General features: G+C 42.9%; 21 protein-coding genes. 14 read left to right on the top strand and 7 right to left on the bottom strand.

Annotation, left to right across the window (positions count from 1 at the left end; all coding sequences use genetic code 11):
- Nucleotides 1–25: 25 nt before the first annotated feature.
- Nucleotides 26–442 (bottom strand): alpha/beta hydrolase, encoded by a 417-nt coding sequence (locus LEUCM_RS10020; RefSeq protein ID WP_016265056.1) that lies wholly within the window; start codon nucleotides 440–442, stop codon nucleotides 26–28.
- Nucleotides 443–632: 190 nt separating this feature from the next.
- Between LEUCM_RS10020 and aroE the strand changes: the two genes are divergently transcribed.
- From aroE to LEUCM_RS07690, 7 genes are all read left to right on the top strand, one after another.
- A complete protein-coding gene (aroE, locus tag LEUCM_RS07720) occupies nucleotides 633–1,505 on the top strand; it encodes a shikimate dehydrogenase (protein ID WP_016265057.1) in 873 nt (290 codons plus the stop codon).
- On the top strand, nucleotides 1,502–2,497 hold the full coding sequence (gene aroF / locus LEUCM_RS07715) for a 3-deoxy-7-phosphoheptulonate synthase (RefSeq protein ID WP_016265058.1): 996 nt from the start codon (nucleotides 1,502–1,504) through the stop codon (nucleotides 2,495–2,497). Before aroE ends, aroF begins: the two co-directional genes overlap by 4 nt.
- Nucleotides 2,498–2,499: 2 nt before the next feature.
- A complete protein-coding gene (gene aroB / locus LEUCM_RS07710; RefSeq protein ID WP_016265059.1) occupies nucleotides 2,500–3,567 on the top strand; it encodes a 3-dehydroquinate synthase in 1,068 nt (355 codons plus the stop codon).
- A 77-nt stretch (nucleotides 3,568–3,644) separates the two neighbouring features.
- Nucleotides 3,645–4,187: a shikimate kinase gene (locus LEUCM_RS07705; RefSeq protein ID WP_025015798.1), complete on the top strand. Its 543-nt coding sequence runs from the start codon at nucleotides 3,645–3,647 to the stop codon at nucleotides 4,185–4,187.
- A gap of 75 nt (nucleotides 4,188–4,262) precedes the next feature.
- Nucleotides 4,263–4,862 carry a superoxide dismutase gene (locus tag LEUCM_RS07700; RefSeq protein ID WP_016265060.1) on the top strand — a complete coding sequence of 200 codons (600 nt, stop codon included), beginning with the start codon at nucleotides 4,263–4,265 and terminating at the stop codon, nucleotides 4,860–4,862.
- 212 nt (nucleotides 4,863–5,074) lie between these two features.
- The gene (locus LEUCM_RS07695) at nucleotides 5,075–5,413 is read left to right on the top strand and encodes a PadR family transcriptional regulator (protein ID WP_016265061.1); all 339 of its coding nucleotides are present in this window, start codon (nucleotides 5,075–5,077) and stop codon (nucleotides 5,411–5,413) included.
- Nucleotides 5,410–6,048 carry a hypothetical protein gene (locus tag LEUCM_RS07690; protein ID WP_016265062.1) on the top strand — a complete coding sequence of 213 codons (639 nt, stop codon included), beginning with the start codon at nucleotides 5,410–5,412 and terminating at the stop codon, nucleotides 6,046–6,048. Before LEUCM_RS07695 ends, LEUCM_RS07690 begins: the two co-directional genes overlap by 4 nt.
- 50 nt (nucleotides 6,049–6,098) lie before the next feature.
- On the opposite strand, the gene LEUCM_RS07685 is transcribed toward LEUCM_RS07690, so the two are convergent.
- On the bottom strand, nucleotides 6,099–7,535 hold the full coding sequence (locus LEUCM_RS07685) for a C69 family dipeptidase (protein ID WP_016265063.1): 1,437 nt from the start codon (nucleotides 7,533–7,535) through the stop codon (nucleotides 6,099–6,101).
- A 132-nt stretch (nucleotides 7,536–7,667) separates the two neighbouring features.
- Between LEUCM_RS07685 and thmT the strand changes: the two genes are divergently transcribed.
- Nucleotides 7,668–7,856: a 2-hydroxymuconate tautomerase gene (gene thmT, locus LEUCM_RS07680; protein WP_011374600.1), complete on the top strand. Its 189-nt coding sequence runs from the start codon at nucleotides 7,668–7,670 to the stop codon at nucleotides 7,854–7,856.
- 165 nt (nucleotides 7,857–8,021) lie between these two features.
- Here thmT and LEUCM_RS07675 read toward each other — a convergent pair whose 3' ends face one another.
- On the bottom strand, nucleotides 8,022–8,828 hold the full coding sequence (locus tag LEUCM_RS07675) for a Cof-type HAD-IIB family hydrolase (RefSeq protein WP_025015797.1): 807 nt from the start codon (nucleotides 8,826–8,828) through the stop codon (nucleotides 8,022–8,024).
- Between the two features lie 134 nt (nucleotides 8,829–8,962).
- Here LEUCM_RS07675 and LEUCM_RS07670 point away from each other — a divergent pair, with 134 nt between their 5' ends.
- The 3 genes from LEUCM_RS07670 to LEUCM_RS07660 all read left to right on the top strand — a co-directional run bounded on the left by LEUCM_RS07670 (nucleotide 8,963) and on the right by LEUCM_RS07660 (nucleotide 11,163).
- Nucleotides 8,963–9,310 carry a metal-sulfur cluster assembly factor gene (locus LEUCM_RS07670; protein ID WP_011374602.1) on the top strand — a complete coding sequence of 116 codons (348 nt, stop codon included), beginning with the start codon at nucleotides 8,963–8,965 and terminating at the stop codon, nucleotides 9,308–9,310.
- A 79-nt stretch (nucleotides 9,311–9,389) separates the two neighbouring features.
- Nucleotides 9,390–10,175 carry a hypothetical protein gene (locus LEUCM_RS07665; protein ID WP_016265065.1) on the top strand — a complete coding sequence of 262 codons (786 nt, stop codon included), beginning with the start codon at nucleotides 9,390–9,392 and terminating at the stop codon, nucleotides 10,173–10,175.
- Nucleotides 10,176–10,197: 22 nt separating this feature from the next.
- The gene (locus LEUCM_RS07660) at nucleotides 10,198–11,163 is read left to right on the top strand and encodes an ABC transporter permease (protein WP_016265066.1); all 966 of its coding nucleotides are present in this window, start codon (nucleotides 10,198–10,200) and stop codon (nucleotides 11,161–11,163) included.
- A 45-nt stretch (nucleotides 11,164–11,208) separates the two neighbouring features.
- Here LEUCM_RS07660 and fni read toward each other — a convergent pair whose 3' ends face one another.
- Genes fni through mvk form a run of 4 tightly spaced genes read right to left on the bottom strand, consistent with a single transcriptional unit; the run spans nucleotide 11,209 to nucleotide 15,324 of the window.
- Entirely contained in the window at nucleotides 11,209–12,258 is a 1,050-nt protein-coding gene (fni, locus tag LEUCM_RS07655; RefSeq protein WP_016265067.1) for a type 2 isopentenyl-diphosphate Delta-isomerase, read from the bottom strand.
- A gap of 12 nt (nucleotides 12,259–12,270) precedes the next feature.
- Nucleotides 12,271–13,341, bottom strand: coding sequence for a phosphomevalonate kinase (locus tag LEUCM_RS07650; protein WP_025015794.1), 1,071 nt, complete (start codon nucleotides 13,339–13,341; stop codon nucleotides 12,271–12,273).
- 38 nt (nucleotides 13,342–13,379) lie between these two features.
- Nucleotides 13,380–14,354 carry a diphosphomevalonate decarboxylase gene (gene mvaD, locus LEUCM_RS07645; RefSeq protein ID WP_016265069.1) on the bottom strand — a complete coding sequence of 325 codons (975 nt, stop codon included), beginning with the start codon at nucleotides 14,352–14,354 and terminating at the stop codon, nucleotides 13,380–13,382.
- Nucleotides 14,355–14,376: 22 nt separating this feature from the next.
- Nucleotides 14,377–15,324 (bottom strand): mevalonate kinase, encoded by a 948-nt coding sequence (gene mvk, locus LEUCM_RS07640; RefSeq protein WP_025015793.1) that lies wholly within the window; start codon nucleotides 15,322–15,324, stop codon nucleotides 14,377–14,379.
- 276 nt (nucleotides 15,325–15,600) lie between these two features.
- Between mvk and LEUCM_RS07635 the strand changes: the two genes are divergently transcribed.
- The 3 genes from LEUCM_RS07635 to addA are packed head-to-tail and all read left to right on the top strand — an operon-like array spanning nucleotide 15,601 to nucleotide 22,887.
- Nucleotides 15,601–19,161 carry a PD-(D/E)XK nuclease family protein gene (locus tag LEUCM_RS07635; RefSeq protein ID WP_056936408.1) on the top strand — a complete coding sequence of 1,187 codons (3,561 nt, stop codon included), beginning with the start codon at nucleotides 15,601–15,603 and terminating at the stop codon, nucleotides 19,159–19,161.
- Nucleotides 19,154–19,912 carry a UvrD-helicase domain-containing protein gene (locus LEUCM_RS10015; protein ID WP_035146927.1) on the top strand — a complete coding sequence of 253 codons (759 nt, stop codon included), beginning with the start codon at nucleotides 19,154–19,156 and terminating at the stop codon, nucleotides 19,910–19,912. Before LEUCM_RS07635 ends, LEUCM_RS10015 begins: the two co-directional genes overlap by 8 nt.
- The gene (addA, locus tag LEUCM_RS07630; RefSeq protein ID WP_258421054.1) at nucleotides 19,861–22,887 is read left to right on the top strand and encodes a helicase-exonuclease AddAB subunit AddA; all 3,027 of its coding nucleotides are present in this window, start codon (nucleotides 19,861–19,863) and stop codon (nucleotides 22,885–22,887) included. The genes LEUCM_RS10015 and addA overlap by 52 nt, the downstream gene beginning before the upstream one ends.
- Nucleotides 22,888–22,918 lie beyond the last annotated feature (31 nt).

Here is a 22,918-nt window from a genome sequence, read left to right as displayed (position 1 = left end):
CATGGTGGCCACGATAACTGTCGAGTTAATATTGTGTGTTCAGTTCAGGGTTAGTAGCGATACCGTTAAAAGTAGCCACTAGATGCCCACCAGCTGAGAAACCAACGAGTACGATTCGTTCGGGATCAACCTTTTGCACTTCTGATTGATCTGTAATCCACTCGATCGTTTTAGCGAGCTGTTGGAGTGCTGTAGGATAAACCATTTGGTTTGGTTCGATGAGTTGATAAGGTAAGACAACTGCATGGCAGCCTTCAGCTAATGCCTTTAAGACAATTGGTTCTGTTTCACGCTGTGAATGGTAGCGAAAACCACCTCCTGGGCAGATAATCACGACCGGTTGATAGCGAGTGTTGTTAAAATCTTGATTGGAATCTAGCCAGTAGGCTGTAACTTGAAAGTCCTGGTGATTCGTTGTGAGCGTTTGATTCATAATTTGCATAGATAGACAGCCTTTCCGTCTGAATAAGCGAAGCGCTTTCAGTTGATGTTTTTATTTTACTTTAAATAAATAACACCTGTCAATACAATCGGGGAAATATATTTCAGGCTATGAACAATACGAGTGCTTTTAAAAACGACTTTAAAAAGCCGATTATTTAAAGTATGATAGTTGCTAGAGGAAAAATGCAATGATATCAGGTTATACAGCACTTTATGGCTTGATTGCGCACCCAGCGCAACATAGCTTATCACCCTTTATTCACAATACTGGTTTTCACCAAATTCAAATGGATGCGCGCTATGCCGTCTTCGATAGTCAGGCAACACCGGCAGCAATCGCCAGCGCAATTAAGGCGCTAGGTATTCGGGGCGTTAATCTATCGATGCCTTATAAGCAATCACTTGTCCCGCTAGTGGACGACTTAACGCCAACGGCTAAATTAGTGGGGGCCATTAATACCATTAAAAATGAGGCTGGCCATTTAACAGCAACCAATACGGATGGTGATGGTTTTTGGCGTGCCTTACAAAAAGCACATCCCCAACGCAGATATCGTTCTGTCGTTATTCTAGGTGCTGGTGGGGCGGCACTAGCGGTAATTGAGGCTGCCGTGCGGTATGGTGTGCAGCAGATGACCGTTTTTAAACGTGCTAATGCGACTTATGATTCAGTCATTCAACGATTGGCTCAAATTAGCGTTGCTAGTGGTCTACAGATTACTGTTGAACCGTACGATGACCAGTTAGCATTGGCAACTGCCTTGCAAAATGCTGATTGTTTAATTAATGCAACCAATATTGGCATGGCCGCAACGCCGGGTAATCCCTTACCAATTAACTTACTGCAATATTTGCCCGAAGATAGCCTTGTCGCAGATCTAATTTACGCACCGCGAGAGACTGCGTTTTTAAAAGCAGCTCAAAAAGCGCATTTAAAAACGCAAAATGGCCTGGGCATGCTGATTGAACAAGCGGCCTTGAGTTTTGAATTCTGGACCAACGAATCAATGGCGACAACGCCAATTTACCAACATCTAAATGGAGGCAATGATGCATCATGATTATTCAATTTAAAGCAACAACGAGCAAATCACTCATCCAAGATTTTTGTGAACGACAACGCCAAGCTGGTGTCGTGGTTTACCAATCAGCACAACACGTCGCATTAATTGGACTTAAGGAAGTGACATTAACTGCTGCAGAACAAGCAGGCGTCGATTCAATGACAACTGATGAACCAAGTTATGTTTTAAGTAGTCGATTATTCCAACCTGAAAATACAATCATTCAATTACCACACAGTACAATTGGTGGCGAGCAGTTTACGATGATGGCCGGGCCATGTTCGGTAGAATCAGCTGAGCATATTTTAGCGATGGCTAAAGTGGCCAAGGAAGGGGGCGCAACTTTACTGCGTGGTGGCGCCTATAAGCCACGGACTTCACCTTACTCATTCCAAGGAATGGGTGAAGCTGGGCTCAAAGCACTCCGCCAAGCAGCCGATGCAACAGGCATGGATGTCATTACGGAGGTCATGGATGAAACGCATGTGGCCCTAATTGCACAATACACAGATGTCTTCCAAATTGGGGCTCGGAATATGCAAAACTTTTCATTGTTAAAGGCCGTTGGGCAGACGAACATTCCGGTTGCTTTAAAACGTGGTCTAGCCGCTACAGTTGATGATCTATTAAATGCTGCTGAGTATATTGCAGCCAACGGTAATCGCCAAATCATGCTCTTAGAACGCGGAATTCGGACTTTTGATAATCAATATACCCGCAATACGTTTGATTTAAACGCGGTTCCTGTCCTTCAAAAATTATCACACTACCCAGTGATCGTTGATCCAAGTCATGCGACGGGGGAATGGGACTTGGTGACACCGATGGCTAGAGCCGGCGTAGCAACTGGTGCCAGCGGGATGATGGTGGAGATTCATGACCATCCTGAAGTCGCCTTTTCCGATGGGCCACAAGCGTTGAAACCCGCGACTTATTTAGAAATGTGTCGTCAGATCTGGGCGATTGATCAATTGATGCGGTCGTGGTAAAAATGCCAACTATTTCGGTTAATTTAACGACGCAAGAATATCAAATTAAAATTGAAAATGGCTTAGCGACTTCAATCGGGCGCGAAGTTCAACAGGTGTGGTCTGCACGTAAAATTGCATTGGTCACAGATACGATTGTCGGCCCTTTGTATCAAGCACAAGTTGCTGCGCAATTAACGCAAGCTGGTTTTCAGGTCACTGTCCTTACCGTCCCGGCAGGCGAATCCGCTAAGTCTCTCGAACAAGCGATGAGCCTCTATGAGGCATTGGTGACGGCCAACTTTAATCGCAGTGATGGTCTGATTGCTCTCGGTGGCGGCGTTGTTGGGGATTTAACGGGTTTTGTTGCCTCAACTTATATGCGGGGTTTACCGTTTATTCAAATTCCCACTTCCTTATTAGCGCAAGTGGATAGCAGCGTTGGCGGTAAAACGGCTGTTGATTTACCAGCGGGAAAAAATTTAGTCGGGACTTTTTATCAACCTGAGCTCGTTTTAATTGATCCGCAAATGCTCGAGACGCTACCACAACGGCAATTAGTCACTGGTTACGCTGAAGTGATCAAAGTAGCGGCCTTAGTCGGTGCCGATTTTTGGAACCTCGTTCAACAAATCGAATCGCCGACTGCAATTTTGGATAAAGCCCCAGAGCTGATTGCGCGCAGCATTGCCTATAAGGCGCAGATTGTGATGGCGGATGTTCAAGAAAGTGGGCAACGGCGGTTGTTGAATTTCGGTCATACAATTGGCCATGCTGTTGAGTCTTTGGCAGACGGTGAGTTAACGCATGGCGAAGCGGTTAGTATCGGGTTAATGGCGATTAGTCGCCTTTTCGAACAACCGACTCAAATTACGGCACAACTGCAAACTGTTCTTGAACGGGTTGGCTTACCGGTCACGCACCCGTTATTACAATCACCCGCATTATTTGAGAAAATTGCGCATGACAAGAAGAATCAAGGCGCTCTGATTAACATTGTTTATTTAAAAGCGATCGGACAGCCAACTATTTTACAACTACCATTAACGCAATTTAGTACCCAATTAAAAATGAAACGGCGCTCGTTTTAGAAAATACTGGTAACCTGCAGGCAGATACTTTACAATTAGACTAGATTGAAACTGATTTACAGGGGTTGATTCACTAGATGCAGTTAATTTTAATTGGGTTTATGGGTTCTGGTAAAACAACCATTGCACGTAAAGTCGCACATCATTTCAAGAGCGAATGGATTGATTTGGACAAATACATCATGCGGGAACAGCAGATGACGATTAACGAAATTTTTGCCATTAAAGGCCAATCTGCGTTTCGGCAGATGGAATTTGAAGCACTTGCAAAATTGGTTCAAGAAGATGTCGTCATTGCGACCGGTGGTGGTGTGGTTGATGACGCACAGACGCGCTATCTACTGGAACAAAGTGGCATCCCCATCTTTTACTTAAATGGGAGTTATGAGGCGCACTGGCGCCGCGTTTCGCGTAATGATCGCCGACCACTGGTCAATCAACTTGGTCATGATGGTTTACGGGAGTTATATCACGAACGACGCCCTAAATATTATCGTTTGGCAGACTACACGATTTTCTTTCAACATAAAACACCAAACATGATGTTGACGGAAATTGAAGGACAACTGCCGCGCATTCAAAAAAACTGGCTAAGCGACATGCTTAGTCAGTTTTTTTAATATTAAAAAAAGCATATCATTGGCTTTTTGAGACCGGTTACTTGTATGATAGAGTTAGAAAGAGGAGGGATGCCCATGACTTTTAAATTACCAGCATTACCGTATGAGTATGTTGCTTTAGATCCCTATATCGACTCCGAAACAATGCATCTTCATCATGATAAGCATCATAAGACTTATGTGACGAAGTTAAACGCAGCCTTGGCAAAACACCCCGACTTAGCTAGCAAATCCTTACACGACTTGCTAACACACATTAATGATCTTCCTGAGTCATTACAGACACCGATTCGCAATAACGCAGGGGGTCACGCTAATCATAGCTTTTTCTGGCGAATTTTGACTGAAAATGCCCCACTGATGCCAACAGGTGAATTATTAGAAAAAATTGAAGCACGTTTTGGCACCTTTAAAGATTTTCAAGCTGAATTCAATAATGCCGCACTAGGTGTTTTTGGTTCCGGTTGGGCATGGTTAGTCGTTGATCACGACGGTGAATTGCAAATCATGACCACCCCTAACCAAGATTCACCAATCATGAGTGGTAATCGCCCATTGATCGGTCTCGATGTTTGGGAACATGCATATTACTTGAAATACCAGAATAATCGCATTGACTATATCGAGAATTTCTGGAAAATAATTAATTGGCCGCTTGTGGCGGAATTAATCTAAGCAGCGGCCAATAGATGACAACAACCGGAGTGGTTTCGTGCGTTTCCGCTGGGCTGTTGTCATTTTTTGTGTCACGATTTAAATTGTTTAAAGAGGCGCTACTATGCTTATCAAGATAGTAGCGCCTTTTACATAATGACTATTATGCTTTACAAACTAGTTGATTTGAATTACACTACTAATATGTTAAACAAACTAGTTAGGAGGTTAATATGGTACAAACAATATCAAGTCAAATGCTGAAAGGAATTTTACAAGGAATCATGCTAATGATTCTTGATAAAGGACCAGAATATGGCTACGGTTTAAGCAAAAAAATGAATCATTATGGCCTTGAAAACGTACCTAAAGGGACTATTTATCCATTACTTACGACCATCGAAAAACGGGGGTTGCTAGTCAGCAAAATTAAAAAGTCGGATGAAGGGCCAGATAGAAAATACTATTTTATTACGGCAGAAGGGCAGATTGCTAAAAAGGAATTTATTAATGAGTGGGGCCAGTTACAAACTACGGTTCTTAAATTAATCGAAGAGGAGTCGCAAATATGACAAAGATTAAGGCGTTAATTCAAAAGAATAACCAACTAAGGTTAGCGTTAAATACTGAAAATAGACAGTTTTATAATGATTTATTACTATACATGCGATGTCAATCAATTACACGAAACGAAGAAATAGTTGAAAAACAATTATTAGTAATTCTTGAAGATATTTTGGACGCGCAACAAGATCACATTAGTGCTGAAACTTATTTTGGAAAAAATGTCAAAACGATTGCTGACGAATTGATGGTGGAGATACCACGTAATTTTTTGGGGATGATGCGTTTTTTATTATTGGGAATGGGAGCATACATAATTGCATTTTCATTACCTAGTTTGCTAAGTCATGATGCCTATTTTGATATCGGGACAATCTTATTAGCTGCAAGTTATTTTGTTGTACTAATCGGGTTACTTTTTAGAAATATAGGCAATACTATTTACACAGCTAAAATAAACTATACAAAGCGGATTATGCGCTGGTCGATTTGGACAGTAGGTTTTGCTGGTGGTATTCTAATTTCGATATTAGTTAAAACACCGCTGCAAATAAAATTTTCTGGATGGTTAGTGCTTAGCGCGCTAACGATTTTAGTGATAGCATATCTATTACTAAAAAATAGACAGCAAAATCATCATTAATCTGATTATCGGCCAATAAAAAAATTCGTCCAGTTGGACGAATTTTTTCGTTAGAGATTACTATCCGTTGTAAAGTTCAATGGTGAGAGGTTTGCACTGTCCGTAATGAGCTTAACAGTGAGGCGTTCCATTTCGTGTTGCGCAAGTTGGGCTGCTTTAGCAGAACCTTTGGTCATCAACATCGTTCGTTGGTGCGCATCGGTTTCAGCTGCAACAAGCTTGTCAGTAGCAACGATATTTTGCACCATCAAACTGTTGATGTGTTTTTGTGTTTGTTCTAAGTCTTTAGCGAATTTAGCGTAGTGGGCATCGACTAGAATACCAGCTAATTTATAGGTCCAATAGATGGAATCCTTTGAATAATCTTTTGTACCTTTTTGGTAGTTAACTGGGACATCATCAGCACCGGCGTAAAATGGCACGTAGACGCTCTGTGCAGTCACACCCATCGCTAACCAGTGGATACCGCTGACATCAACAGGGCGGTTAGGACGCATTTGAAGAATGTGTGACTCTTGTGTTTTCGCTAAACTAATTGGGCGGAAAGCATGTTTTTCTTGTGGTGTGCCGTGACCAATTGGATCGTAGACGGTCCCTTCATAGTGCGAGCCTAAAATCTGAGCGACATCTTCGACTTGAATAGGTGCATCAGGTTGGCGTAAGAAGGGCAGGTTAAAGTCTTGTGGTTGTTGTTCAACAGACGGTGTTAAAAGCTTTTGACCGTACCAAACACGTGGTGTGTTGTAAACGAGGTCGCTTTGATCTTGTGTCCCAAAGATGTTGCGGAAATTAAACGGTGTGCCAGCTTGCCAGAGGTGGTTATCACGGGCAAAGTTTTGAAGCCCCTCAGAAGTCATAAAGGCCTCTGGTTGATCAAAATCAACTTCTTGAATGGCCAGTTGGTTGGCCACGACAGCGTAACTGTCATCAGGAATTCGTTGCGCGACCCAGTGATGACCACTACCAATTTCTAGGTACCAAACTTCATCAACGTCTGAAAAAAGAATACCGTTACTTTCGGTTGTGCCGTATTCACTGACAATCGCGCCTAAACGAGCAACCCCTTCGCGGGCAGTTTTCACGTATGGTAAAACAACAGTGATCATTGCTTCTTCAGCAATGCCGTTATCGATGTAGGGATCGAAGCCGAGTACGCGACTATTGCTATACGCACTTTCGGTCCCACTCATAGCCACGCCGTATTCATTGATACCATCTTCTTCGAATAAGCCGTATTCATCGGTCCATTCTGGGGTTGCGGTATATTTAGCGGCTTCTAGTGGTAGATCAAGCGTAAAGCCGGTGTCTTTTGAAACAAAGTGAGGTGCTTTCGTTAATTGTTGGTGGGGATGAATCACCATGTGTTTAGGCCAAGCAGCTTGGCTATCTTCGTTTCGTGCGATTAAGGTCGAGCCATCTGCGCTCGCTTTTTTACCGACCAGAACACTGGTACAGGCGGTTAATTGACGATAAAGGGGTTCACTCATAATAATGCCTCCAAATAAATTCGATATTAATGCTCATTATACAATCTTTTAGGGGAAAACACAGCAATTACCGTTGCCCAATTGCGCTAAAACAGGCATAATAATAGTATTCGAAAAAAGGAGGCTATTATTATGCCATTAGTACACATCGATCTTATTGCTGGTCGTAGTCAAGCACAATTAAAACAACTTTGTGCTGACGTGACAGAAGCAATCTCAAAAAATACAGGGGCACCTGCAGAACACGTGCATGTTGTCTTAAATGAAATGCAACCAGACCGTTACTCAGTAGGCGGCGTTTTAAAAAGCGACGAAAAATAGAGTGTAACTCGAGCTGGTTAGGCTTTGAGGATTAACAGTAAAATTGGGAATTATGGTGGGTTCGCCATGATTCCCAATTTTGCAGTTGACCGGAAAAGGCTGCTCGAGGAGCACGTTTCATCCATTTAAAAAGCGATTCGACAATTCAGTCGGATCGCTTTTTGATTAGTCCATCTTAAAATATTGACGTAAATAATTCGCTACACCGTCTTGTGCGTTGGTTAGTGGGGTAATATCATCCGCGATTGCCTTAACTGGTGCAATTGCATTTTGCATCGCGACCCCGGTACCGGCATAGGCCAACATGTCTAAGTCATTACTTTCATCACCAAAGGCGATAATGTCGGCTTGGTCAATTTGGTAATGATTTGCTAAGCGTTCAAGACCAGTTGCCTTTTGAATACCGTGGTGCACGATTTCTAAGACGCTTGCTGGGCCACCCCACGTATTAACGGAAACTTGGGGGAATTGGCGTAAAATTTCAGCTCGCAAAGCAGCTTGGTCCTCGCGTTCGACGAAGACTGTTACAGCTGCTGGATCTTGTTGAAGTGATTTACGCGTTAGAATTTCATCTGATTTGAGCGTTGCGGGGAAAAACGAAAAAGTATTGCTGTAAGCTTGATCAGCTAAAAACATTGTTTTCCCTTCAGCGGCAATCATCTGAATTTTAAAACGTTCTTTTAATTGGAAGAGACTAAAAACGACGTCCTTATTAATGGTGTATTGATATTCGTCGGACCAATTTTGCCCAGGAATATGCATGAGGGCGCCGTTAAAATTGACCATCGGTGACGTGAGCCCTAATTGATGGTAGAAAGGTTCACTCAAGCGATTAGGCCGACCAGTCACAATACTGACAATATGGCCAGCTGATTGTAGTTGGGTGAGTGTTTCTTGTGTTTTAAGTGAAATTTTGGCTTCTGGATTTAAAGTCGTGCCATCCAGGTCTAAGGCGATTAATTTTTGGTTCATCATAGGGCCTCCTTTAAAGGGTACTTAAGCTATCATTCTAGGGATAAACGATTCAATTGTCAATTAACCTGTATTGTATCTAAAGCGGTTAAACAGTATAATAAAGCTATTGAAATAGCGTAGGAGGCAGTCAGATGGCAGATGAAGAAATGAACACGCAACAAGACGATTCAGCAATCGAAGATTTAAAGGAACGGATTTTAGCAGCGCTAGAAACCGTGATTGATCCTGAATTGGGGATTGATATTGTTAATCTAGGACTTGTCTACGGCCTTAACCTAGATGAAAAGGGCCTATGTACAATCGATATGACGTTGACGACGATGGGCTGTCCTTTAACAGATGTCTTAACGGATTCAATTCATCAAGCACTTGCAAAAGTCCCAGAGGTTAAAGATGTGAACGTTAATCTTGTTTGGTATCCAGCCTGGGACACCAGTAAGATGTCACGGTATGCACGAATTGCCTTAGGGATTCGTTAATCCTATTCGTATGAACCGCCTCCTTTCACCTGAGTGAGGAGGCTTTTTATGTTATTTAGTCTAAGAAATGAGTGGAATAATGACCCAAGAAACCTATTTGGCACAGTTAAAGCAAAGTGCAGTCTTTTTCAAAAACGTACCGCAACTAACAGCGCAATTTCAAGCGATCAAAGCAAGTTTAGCACGTCTACAACAAAAACAGTTACCACAGCACAATCTCCCAGTACTCGGGATTGACGAATCACTCTATCTAACGTTATTATTGGCAGCAGAGCAGGGTCAATTCAAGGCGGTCTCTTCACAGCGATTACAAGCGCAAATTAAAAAGACGGATCATTTACTCCGCAATTATCGGCAATATTTGCAAAATCAATTCGGCATGTGGGCTTATATTAGTCAGGATTTGACGGATAGTATCGTCCAACAGTTTCCCGATTGGCGCTTTTTGGAAATTATGGCTGGTAATGGCTACCTGAGTGCCGGTTTAAGGGCGGCAGGTGCCGAATCGGTCATTTGTACGGATAGTTTGGCCTGGACGAGCGAAAACCAGACAGGGCGGCAATTATTGACGCAGGTGGCACCTCTCGATGCACAGGCGGCGCTCAAACAATATGGTGATCAAGTGGATGCCGTATTGATGTCGTGGTCGCCCAACGGTGTGCCGATTGATTTAGCCGTTTTAAACCAATTACGGCAATTAGAAAACGGGCCCGTCCTTTTATGCTTGGGTGAGCGCTACGGTGCCACAAATAGTACTGAATTCTGGGATGCCGCTCATTTCCATAATGATCAACGTTTATCGCGGGTTAATCGCTATTTACGCCCGTTTGATTTAATGCGTGATCGGTTTTACTGGATTCAATAACGTATCAAGGAGGAATCAGCGTTTGCGTTTAAAAAAATTAGTGCTTGATGTTCTATTTGTCGGGGTGGTCGTCTTAGGCCTCCTCGTCATCAGTCAGCGAGCTAAATCGATGTACAGTGAACGACTTAATCATAATAGTTTATCGCAAAAGGCGGTTATCTTTAAGACGAAGAGTCACCAATCGATTCAATCAACGATCCAAGCGATTGACAAGACCAAACTCAATAATTTCCAAGTGCAATTCAATGTCAATAATCATTTATCCTATGTTTATGCTAAAGGTAAGCAAGCTAATGTGCCGCTCAAGGACGGTCGTTTCTTCTCAAATTATGATTTTAAATCACGAATTCCGGTGGTGGTCGTCGGACAATCCCGGGTCAACGAACTCTATCAACCAGCTAGCCAGGCTTATTATCAGACTAAGAATCGTTACTTGTCAGTAATTGGGGTTGTGGGTACCAATCAGACAACTTCGCTTGACCAACACGTCTTTATTTCGGCTTCACCAGAGTTCGTCTTGAACAACCGCTCGCTAAACCAGGTAACGGTGTTAGTCGATGATCAACAAATCGGGGCGCATCTTAAAGAATATCAAAAGATCTTTAAGACCAAATCAATCTCCAATTTAACGCCTAAGAACACGCCGATTATTGGGGTCAACTGGTTGCGAGAAAATGGGACGGCAGCGATCATCCTGGTCTTGCTAATCATAGTTGCTGGGGTGCTTAGTCATTTATTTGCGCAATTGGTCAATGGCTATCACGCTCAAAAGAATTTGACCGCTAGCCTTTACCGTAAATATAGTATGGGACAAACGCAGATTTTTGCAGCACATCTCTTAAGCATGACACTGATCGGTTTTATTATCGGTAGTTGGTTCTTCTACTTAACACACTTGGGTATTATTTTCGGTGGGTTAGTGGTAGTTGATCTGGTTTTAATTGCTTATTTCTACTTTAGAATGACGCGCATTAAATCAGCGCACTAAAAAAGCAAGTTAGTTGCTAGACAACTGACTTGCTTTTTTTTGTATTTAAAGTGATAAATGTCGTTCGTTTAAATAATGTCGTAAATTAGGGCTTAAGATCATGGGTGCTGATTGAAGTGCTGTTAGGTTTCTTGCACCCAACATCGCCATGATTGACTGGATTTGAGCTTGCCAAGCCAATAATTGTTCAGCAGTTTCAGTAGGCCCCGTTTTGATCAGCATGTGTAAAATCTGACCTGAAATCCCAACAGCAGAAGCGCCAAGACGTAATGCTTTGACGATATCAAGCGGGTTACGAATCCCACCAGACGCCAAAATTGTTAATTCATTTTGGAAGGCTTGTGATTCGAAGAGTGATTCAACCGTTGATTGCCCCCAATCACTGAGGTAGTCGTAGGCTTTATCTCGGCGGCGTTCATTTTCAATTGTGACGAAGTTGGTGCCACCTTTACCGGAAACATCAATATTGGTAACGCCGACACTTTGCAATTTAGCAATTGTTTCGGCGCTCATCCCAAAACCAACTTCCTTAACGATCACAGGGACGTCTAAGTTGGCGACGATTTCGCCAATCTGATCGAGCCAGTAGAATTCACGATCACCTTCTGGCATCACGACTTCTTGCGCTGTATTGACGTGGATTTCAAGGGCATTGGCTTGGGTCATCGCTACCGCTTTTTGCGCAACCGATAGGTCATTACCAGCACCGATATTAGCGAGGATGAAGCCAGCCGGGTTAAATTCGCGAATCACACTAAACGTATCAACGAGTGTCGGATCTTTAATCGCCACGGACTGTGAACCGGTGGCCATTGGTAAGCCAGCAATCTGTGCCACTTGTGCTAATTGGGCATTTAACTTTTTAGTTTGTTGGCTCCCGCCAGTCATCCCATTAATGTAGAAGGGACTTTGCCAAGTGGTCCCAGCAAATTGCGTACTAATATCGACATCGGCAATTGCTAGTTCGGGTAAACTTTGATGGATAAAACGAAGCCCGTCAAAATCGTTTTGACGATCATCTTGATGAAATTTTTCTGCTAAAAAGACATGTTCATCTTTACGATGCGATTGGATAGATTGTTTTGGTCTCACCATGTTAGTCAACTCCTAATCTACAAGGTGAACGGCAAGGTTTAACCGTTCGATTTGATTATCACGCCATTTTTCAAAGAGTGACGTTGTATCAATTGCACGATCAATAATCACAATCCCGCAATCACCACCGCCAGCACCAGATGTTTTAGCAGCGCCACCGGCTTCTTCGGCGAGGGCGCCCATTTTCTGGAGTACAGGGGTTTCAATTGCGACGTGACTAAAATCGGCTAGTTCTTGTAATAATGCGCGATTGTGGCGCAATTCAGCTTGGATTTGTTGTAAATTGTTAGTTCGGAATCCTGCAACCATGTCTTCTAGGCAGGCTTTGCTAGCCTTTAAGAAGTTTTGATAGTCAGCTTGGCGTTCTGTTTTTGCCAGTGCGATTTTATCAACCAAATGAGAAGTTGAAGCGGGGGAACCCGTCCAACCAATCAAGAGTGATAATTCAGCAGGTGGTGTCAATAACTCGATTGATAATGACGGCCAAGGAATCGCCAATAATTCGTTCAACGTCATCGTTGGTCTAGTCTCTGCCAACCATTGCTTGTCAAAAGAGCGATAGGCAATCCAACCACCATAAACGCTGGCTGCAATATCCCCTAAAGAACCGTTACCTTGCACATCAAGATGGGCAATCGCGGCGAGTTTATAGAGTTGGTCGTTAGTTAGTTCGAGTTCATAAAAAGCACAGAGCGCTTTGACTGTCGCTACAGTGACAGCTGCCGAACTACCAAGACCATATTTCTTACCATCGGCCGAGTCTAAGTCACTGTTAACCCGTAGATGATAGATACTTAATTTCTTACCCGCTTGGCGGGCATATTGTTCCGTTAATTTAATGGCGGATAAAATATAATGAAAGGGATTATCACGGTTATCAAAAACCATTTCATCACCTTGTCGTTGCCAATATAAAGAATTTTCTTGGTATTGTTTTGAAACAATACTGCCATATTCTTGACTCTCTTCAATTGATACCGTTACAAATTGATTCAAAGCCACAATAATAGCCGGAAAACCAGTTTCTACTACTGCGTATTCGCCAGCAATATACAGCTTCCCGGGTGCTTTAGCCGTTATCAAACCATCAGAACCTTTCACATTTAACTTATTCATTATGCTCACAGATAGGTCACGCCCGGTCCTGGTTTTGCAACCAATAATTGCTCAGCTGTAAAGTAGGGCGCAAGAGCTGCCAAGATCTGTGGCGTTTCGCGACTCGTACAAATCACTTTCACGTTTGGACCTGCATCCATAGTATAATAGCAAGAAACCCCTTGTTGGCGCAAGCGCTCAACGACTTCTATTGCTTGGAGGGTTTCAGGTTCGAAATAGGTGAAAGGTGGGACGGCACTAAGCGTGGTTGCATGCATCTGCATCGCACTCTTTTCAGCGAGTTGTCCCACTAAATTTATATCTTTCTTAACGATTGCGTCCTTCATCTTAGGTAAGTCCGCTTGGGCCGTTTCGACCCAACTGGGATAATAAGGTGAGGTTGCTACAACGCTTGCCATACCGGCTCGACTGGCAACCCGTTTTTGACGATCGTTTAAAACAATCGCAATCATTTGAATATCCCAATCGATTTCTTCTTGAACGGGAATCGCGTATGAATCTTGATCATTCGTGCCCCGTTGCCATTCGACAAACCCGCCATAAATTGAACGCGTCGCAGAGCCTGAACCCCGACGTGCAAGTCTAGATAAGTCACGTCGGTTTAAATCCAAACCAGCCGCACGACTACCAGCTGCCGCTAAAGCAGCATAGCCAGAAGCTGAAGAAGCTAATCCAGCGGCATTTGGCACGTGATTAGTGGTTTCAACACTAGCAAAAGCTGACCGACCTGCTTGTTGGCGAATCAGGTCTAAAAACTGACTCATTTTAGTTTGTGTTTGTTCGTCGGCTTCTTGACCATTAAAAATAATCTGATCACGCGTCAATGTTTCTGAAAACGTGACAGTCGTATCTGTATAAAAATGATCTAACGTCAATGATAAACTGCTATTTTGCGGAATAATCAAGTTGGCGTCTTTTTTTCCCCAATATTTAATGAGCGCAATATTAGTGTGCGCTCTCGCTGTGGCTGATTGTCCCATAGTGATAACTCCCAATTGTTGTTTAATTAGTGTGTAGTGCGTGTAACGGTTGAATCCAAGTCTTAATTGCGCCGGCTTGGCGTAATTGTTGTGCAAGCTGTTCAGCATTCGTTTGTGTTTTAGCCAGTGCAATAATGCAACCGCCACGTCCGCCACCGGTCAATTTAGTCCCCAAGCTACCGGCTTGATTGGCAGTTTCGATTAAAGCATCGATACGTGAATTGCTGACCCCTAAGGCTCGTAAATCATCTTGCGCTAAGCTAAGATTCTGGCCCAGTGCTGTCAACTGATTTTGCGCGATATTGGTTGCGACGGCTTGACTCAATTCACCAATGTGGGTAATAAGTGGTTGCGTACGCTCAGGATTGGACATCATTTGATTTTGAACGCTTTTAACGGCGGGACCAGTTTGCCCCTTTTGACCACTATCAGCAATCACCAAGTAACCTTGGAGGTCGATGGGTAATGGCTGTAGTGGTTGGCTCTTAACAAACCAAAGTGGGGTCGTTGCACCCGTCGTGGCTGCATCAATGCCACTTGGATTACCGTGAATCATATTTTCTGAAAGTGCTGCTAGCTTAAGTAAGTCACGTTGGTTTAATTCTTGATGATAAAAAGTAAAGAGGGCGCGAATAATCGCAATGGCAGTCGCTGCAGAAGAGCCCATCCCACGTTCGGCTGGCAATTCACTTTCAATTGTCAGTTTAAATGCGGTTTGTTGATCGTCTAATTGTTGCCAGAGCTGTTCGATTAGTCGGCGAATGCCTTGCATCTGACCAATGGCTTGGCTTAAAGGGCCACTGTAATAGGGGCTATTAATCAAGGGTTCGTTTAGTGTCGGTTGTGCCGTCACGCGAACAGTTGTCTGCACTGCAAAAATAGGGAGCGCAATCGCGGGTTGCCCGTACACGACAGCGTGCTCTCCAATCAAAATAATCTTAGCGTGACTGTTTCCCACACTCGTTTGCATCGTATCACCCTTAATCATCAATTTCTGAACTTAATCATACTGTTACTACTATACTGCAATTTAAAAGTGACTGCCACAAACAGTCTATAAATAGTGAAAACTATTTGAATAGTAGTCAGTAATGATTGACCTCGAAGCTATCATTTTACCAGAACGATGCTTTAAATAGCCATCTTAATTGTTAACTTTAAAGATTTTTATAGGTTGTTGTCACAATAAATCACAGCATAAAATAGGGTTGTTTTATGGTAAAATTAGCCCAAAGGAGTGGTAATAATGAGCTTAAAATTTATTCTAGGAACCGCAAGTTATGATCACCACCAAGCGCTCGTCACTAACTTGAAGGCTACTTTTCAAGAAAAACCGCAAGAACGCTATTTCTATTTAGTGCCGAACCATATTAAATTCGAATCAGAAGTTTCTATTTTAGAAGCACTTAAGTCAGATGAAAATGATTACGTCGCCGCTTCTCAAATTCAAGTTTTTTCATTGACGCGATTAGCGTGGTATTTTATGAAAAATACGCCGTATTACCAAATTCCGCGTATCTCGACGGCCGGTTTAAATATGTTGGTTTTTCGGTTATTGCAGGAACATCAAGAACAACTGCAATTATTCCGTGGTGAGGTCAGACATACCGGCTTTGTGGCCCAATTAACAAAACAATTACTTGAACTTAAGATTGGTTGTATCACACCGGCAGATTTAACTGCGATGGCTGAAAATCTCGGTGATCAACAAGTCGAACTCGCAAAAAAACTACATGACCTAACCATTATTGCGACCGCTTTTGAAGCAGCCATGCAAAAACGATTTATTGAAAACACAGCCCTAATCGATGCTTTGACCCTCTTTTTGCAGCAACAAACGCTAACAGATTGTCATTTCTATGTGGAAGACTTTGCACAATTTACAGCGCAAGAACAAGCATTATTAACCACTTTGATGCAACAATCAGAGGTACAAATCGGACTTATCTTAGACAGAGCTTACCCTAATCAACAACCCGATGGTTTGAATTTTTTCTTTCAAGCCGGTCGGACCTACTATAATTTATATCAACAAGCACGCCTGAATCACGTACCAGTCATGATGGACCAGATGGCAGACAGTCAGCGCTTAACACCAGCTTTGGCAGCACTTGATCAATTCTGGGTTAGTTCTGAAAGCCCAGGTAATCGAAAACTAAGCCCAGTGCCGGTTACTGATCATTTACATGTTGTAGCGGCTGAAAATCGTTATGCTGAACTACGCTATGTCGCCCGTGAAATCCGGCGCCTAGTGCAAACTGGCCATTATCGCTACCGGGATTTCTTAATCTTGACGCGTCACTTAGCACCATATCAAACAATGATTGCGCCGATTTTAACGGAATACGAGATTCCGTATTTCTGTGATTTACCACAAACAATGGCGGCTCATCCCTTAGTATCACTATTGGAGAAGTTATTGGACGTTAATCTCCATTTTTACCGTTACGAAGACGTCATGGCATTATTAAAAACCGAATTGTTGATTCCTAAGGGCATGTCGATTGCCGATTTTAGAGCCGATTTAGATCTCTGCGAAAACTTGATTCTGAAAAATGGCTACGAAGGCAAGGATTGGTTAAATGATTTGGATTGGCAATTCTATCGTTTCGGTTCTTACCAAGAAGGCACGCGGACGACCCAGGATGAAGCCTTAACGGAACGCATCAACGGGATTCGGCGCTACGTACAAGCGACTTTACCGCCATTTTATCGTGCACTGAAAGCAGCCAAAACTGGTCGGCAAGTGGCCCAAGTGCTCTATCAATTTTTAATTGAGCATGGTGTTGATCGGCAATTATTGAATTGGCGGGATCAAGCATTAGCTGCTAATCAAGTGGCTCAAGCTGGTCAACCAGAACAAACATGGTCGACCTTTATGCAAATGCTCGATGAATACGTCACCTTGTTAGGGGATGTGTCATTTGAAGAAGATAATACTGAGCAACTAAACGAATTCAAACAGCTTCTTTCAGCCGGTTTTGCGGCAGCCCAATATGCGCAAATTCCCTCAACCCTTGATCAAGTTGTCCTCTCTGAATCGGGGATGGTTCAGACGAAGAAACGCCAGATTACCTTTATGACTGGTTCGACCGATCAAGTCATGCCAGATCAGATTGAGAATACGGCGTTATTAACCGATCAAGATCGCCAACGCTTATTGGATAATGAGGGCCAAGCTACGCCGTTATTAAACGAGTCTAGCGTCGGCAAAATGAATGCTGAACCGTACTTGAACTACCTCGCTTTTTTAAGTAGTCAAACAACGGTTTATTTTACGTACCCACTAGGAAATGGCGAGGGAACAGCCTTCAAAATTTCTCCCTACGTTGAACGTATTAGAAATCATTTTGATTTAACAATCCAAAAAATTGCGGCCGAACAATCATTACAAAGCACAGAGACACCTCAAGGTTCATGGCGCAGCTTGTTAAGTGATCTCATTCAAGTGAGTCGACAAGCCCAAGAAAATCAGACGTTAATTCCAGAACAGTGGTTAACGACGTATCGACTCTTGCAACAAGCACCGCAAAGTCAGTTCTTAACAACGCAATTATTCCAAAGTCTCAATTACCGCAATGAACCAGAGCGCCTGACACCTGAAATCGTGACTGGTTTATACGGCAATGAAATTCATACGTCGATTTCAAAACTAGAAGAGTTCTATCAAAATCAGTACGCTTATTTCTTGAAATACGGTTTAAAATTACAAGAACGTCCTGTTTTTGAATTAACACCGGCTAACACGGGGAACTTTTACCACGAAGTGATGGATCGCTTTATTAAACTGATTCAAGGCCAACAAATTGCCCTGCCAGAATTGGATGATCAGCAAATTGATAAGCTTGTCAGTGAAGTCTTGGCTAAAACCTATGAACAACCCGAGTTTAAGATTTTGAACAAGACGGCGCGCATGGGCTATATTCGCCAACAATTGACGCAAACTGTCAAACGCGTCAGCTTAGCACTTCGTAATCAGAGCCTCTCAACCAACTTACGGCCGTTAGCGACCGAAGTCTTATTTGGTCAAGTTGGCGCAGAAAAAGGACTTCAAGGGTTAAACTTCATGTTAGATGATCACCGCGAAGTAAAGGTCCGGGGAAAGATTGACCGGATCGACCAATTGACCATCAATAACCAACCCTACTTAGGAATTGTTGATTATAAATCTAGTCAGCACAGTTTTAATTTCCGGGATGCTTACTATGGTTTGGCCTTACAGATGTTGACCTATCTCGAAACGGTCTTGCAAGATCAACAGGCCATTTTACCAGCAAATAGTGCGGTGAAACCTGCCGGTGCCTTTTACTTACATCTGAAGAACCCGACATTGACGCTCAAACAATTAACCAAGAAAAAAATGGGTCAACTCCAAAAAGGCGAGTTCGATCAAATGTTATTAGATCAATTTAAATACAACGGGCTCATCGTCAATGATGAGGAATTACTCGAAAATCTCGATACAACGCTTGTCAACGGCCAATCGCCACTCTTTGCCTTCAGTAAGTTAAAGAGCGGTAAGTTTAGCTCTAAACAACTCGTCACACTTGATCAACTTGATTTATTGATGGCACATAACGAAGACTTAATCAAAGAAGCGGGCCAGGCGATTTTCGCTGGGGACACAGCATTGAATCCGATTATGCGTCCGGATCGAACGAATGCCCTAACGTTGTCACCATTTAAGTCGATTTTCCAATTCGATGCGATGTTACCTGAAAATAATTATCGTCAACTAGAAGCATTAGACGAAAAAGCAGTCCTCGAACGCTTAATGAGTAAAAAAGGAGATGGCAATCTTGAGTAACCCCCAATTTACACCTTCACAGCAAGCCGCTGTCGATCATGATGGCCACGATATTTTAGTATCCGCATCAGCTGGTTCAGGGAAGACATCCGTTCTTGTTGCGCGGGTCATCCAAAAAATCCTAAACGGGACCGATGTCGATACCTTACTTGTTGTGACGTTTACGGAAGCCGCTGCTACTGAAATGCGCCAACGGATTCAAGTAGCACTCCGCGACGCCAGTGAGAAAGCAACAGAACCAGCCGTTAAGCAACGCTTACGGCAACAATTAAGTCTCGTGCCTACCGCACAAATTAGTACACTGCATGCCTTTTGTTTAAAAGTCATTAAACAATTTTATTATGTCATTGATCGTGATCCCGTATTCCGCTTATTGAGTGATACCGCAGAACGACTCCTATTAGCGGATCAAGTATGGCAACGGGTGAGAGAGGCCTTCTATAATCACGAATATGTCAAAGAAAATGAGCAAGATACATTATTCTACGAATTAGCCCAAAATTTCTCGAATGATCGTAACGATGACGGCCTGACCGACATTGTTTTTGAGTTGCTCGATTTTGCAAACGCCAATCCAAACCCGGTTAAATGGTTAAATAACCTTCCCAAAAGTTATGCCGTTGACGAAGCTGGTTTGACGGCCAGTGATTATTTCCAAAAAAAATATTACCGATTTTACAGCAAACCATCACCGAATGTTTGGAAGCCTTACAAGAAGCTGAACAGCTCAGTCAAACGAGCGAAAATCTAATGATCTATGCCCCTCAAATTGCAACTACGCAAGCAGCCTTAACACAAATTAACGCAGATGCAAAAACGTTGAATTGGCAAGCATGGCGCCAACAACTAACAGATGCACAGCTGGGGCCTGCTAAACGGACTAAGAAATTAGAACCCGACGAACAAATTAATAAGGACCGGTTGAAAGCCGATTTAGATGACGTCAAAAAGAAAATTCAGACGTTACTGGACACCTATTTTGTGTTTGATGAAGCAACCACCGCTAATATTCAACGTCAAGCTGGCCAATTGGTTCAAAAATTGGTGAGCGTCACGTTAACTTTTAGAGCAGCCTTTCAAGCCGAAAAAGAACGACGTCATTTATTGGACTTTAGTGATTTAGAACAACTTTGTCTGACAATTTTATCGGCAGAGGATTCGCCGGCAAGGGCCTTTTACCAACAAAAATTTAGCGAAGTGCTAGTTGATGAATATCAAGATACCAATCCGCTCCAAGAAACGATTATCCAAAAGGTCACTTCTGATCATCCACGCAATCTCTTCATGGTCGGGGATGTTAAGCAGTCAATTTATGCTTTCCGATTGGCCGATCCAAGCTTATTTAAGAATAAGTATAACGAATTTGGTGTCACGGAAGCTGAACGTGATAGTGAACGAATCATCTTAGCTGAAAACTTCCGTTCGCGCCGCAATATCGATGACTTTACCAATCTGATTTTTAAACAATTGATGGACGAAAATCTCGGCGAGTTAGACTACGACGAAAATGCGGCCTTACAATATGGTGCTCGTTATTATCCTGACCAGCACCCAACCGCGCCAACCGAACTCTTGCTTTATGAAACTAAGCCGGAAGAGGCAGTTGCCAACCCGCAATTAGATAAGAGTGAGGGCCAAGTCGTGGCGGTCGCTAAACGGATTCAAGCCATGATGACTAATGGGGAACAGATTTGGGATAAGAAACTCGAAAAAATGCGGCCGATTGAATATCGGGACATCGTTTTACTAGCCCCAACCCGTGGTAATAATTTGTTTATCCTGGATTATTTCAAACGCTTCGGTTTACCGGTTGTGATTAAGGATGCGCAAAACTATTTCCAAACGACCGAAGTCCAAATTATGTTAGCTCTACTTCAGGTGATTGATAATCCTAACCAAGATATTCCATTGGTCAGTGTTTTACGCTCACCAATTGTCGGGTTAAACGAAAATGAATTGGCATTAATTCGGATTAACGATAAGACGGATGATTATTATCAAGCGGTCTTTAACTTTATTGACCAATATAACGAGCAGAAAGTCGGGCATTTAGGCCAACAGGTCATGCAGAAGCTGACGCACTTCATGGCTTTATTGACGTCGTTTAGAACAATTGCTCGCCAACAACCGATTGTGGACTTAATTTGGACGATCTACCAAGAAACTGGCTTTTTAGACTATGTCGGTGGGATGCCAGCTGGACGTCAACGTCAAGCTAATTTACACGCGCTTTATGAACGTGCCACGGCGTATGAAGAAAATGGCTTTAAAGGACTCTTCCAATTTATTCAATTTATTGAACGTCTCCAGAAACAAGATAAGGATTTAGCACAACCAACGAGCTTAGAAAATCAGGACGCCATCTCTGTTATGACCATTCACGGGAGTAAGGGGCTTGAATTTCCAGTCGTCTTTTTAATCGATACGAGTCGTCGCTTTAACCAACAGGATTTACAACGCTCATATGTTTTGGATAATCATGGTGGTTTAGGGGTCGTTTATTTAGATAGCCAAAAGCGGTTGAAGGTGCCAACACTGCCAGAGTTAGCGATTACCGCCCAGAAACGAAAAAAATTACGAGCAGAAGAAATGCGAAAACTATACGTTGCTTTGACACGTGCGGAACAACGGTTAATCATCGTTGGCCATTGTGATAACCAGGCCCAATTGATGAAGCAATGGCAAAAAGGGCAAAATAGTACCCAACAAATATTAGATGATGGGGTTCGCAACGATGCCGCAAGTTTACTGGACTGGATAGGTCTTAGCTTAATTCGCCATCCACAAGCTAAAGATTGGACCACTGATTATGAGCCACTACTGGCTTTAAGTGGTGATCAAACCGAATTTAAGTTGATTATGACTAATGAAACCTTACTTGGTGAAATACCAGGTAGTCTGCATAACGATCAGGACTGGGGACAACAACAGCAAAAGGCACTTCAAACAATTGATTTAAACAGTGGGATAGCAACTGCGATTGCTGAGCAATTAACCTTTAAGTATCCCGCTAATGTTGCCACCCAAACGACGGCTTATCAATCTGTTTCGGAAGTCAAACGCCTTTTTGAAGACCCTGATAATACCGGGTTGGGACAATTAGACCTAGCGGCTGAACAACCGCGCCAAGCAAATCGCTACGTAACGGATAGCTTAGCGCAACCACAGTTCTTACAAACCGTTCAACAACCAACGGCAGCAGAAGTAGGGACCGCAACGCATTTGGTCTTGCAAGAAATTGATTTAACGCAACCAGTAACGCTAGCGAGTTTGCAAGCCCTTGTCGATCGACTTGTTTTACAGAATAGTTTAAGCGCCAATGTTGCGGCTAAGATTAATCTTAATCACCTATTAACCTTCTTTGAAAGTGACTTGGGACAGCAATTATTAGCCCATCCAGAAGCGGTTAAGCGGGAAGTGCCATTTTCGTTGTTATTACCAGCAGAAACGATTTTTGAAGGCATTCGTCCCACAGATGACGATCACGTCCTAATCCATGGGATTATGGATGGTTATTTATTGACTGACGACGGTTGTTATTTATTTGATTACAAAACCGACTTTATTGACCCCAGTGATCAAGAAGCGGCGATTGAACGGGTTAAAACCCGCTATGCTGGCCAGATTAACCTCTATAGTGCTGCTTTAAACCAGATTGCCCAAAAGCCAGTGACCCATAAATATCTCTATTTATTGTCAATTGGCGAGTTGGTTGAGATTAACTAGACTGGTTTATCAGCGCCATTCATAGTATGAT

The organism is Latilactobacillus sakei subsp. sakei DSM 20017 = JCM 1157, from assembly GCF_002370355.1.
Lineage (GTDB): Bacteria > Bacillota > Bacilli > Lactobacillales > Lactobacillaceae > Latilactobacillus > Latilactobacillus sakei.
Note: the sequence above shows the minus strand (reverse complement) of the source record. Positions and strands in the feature narration are given on the sequence as shown.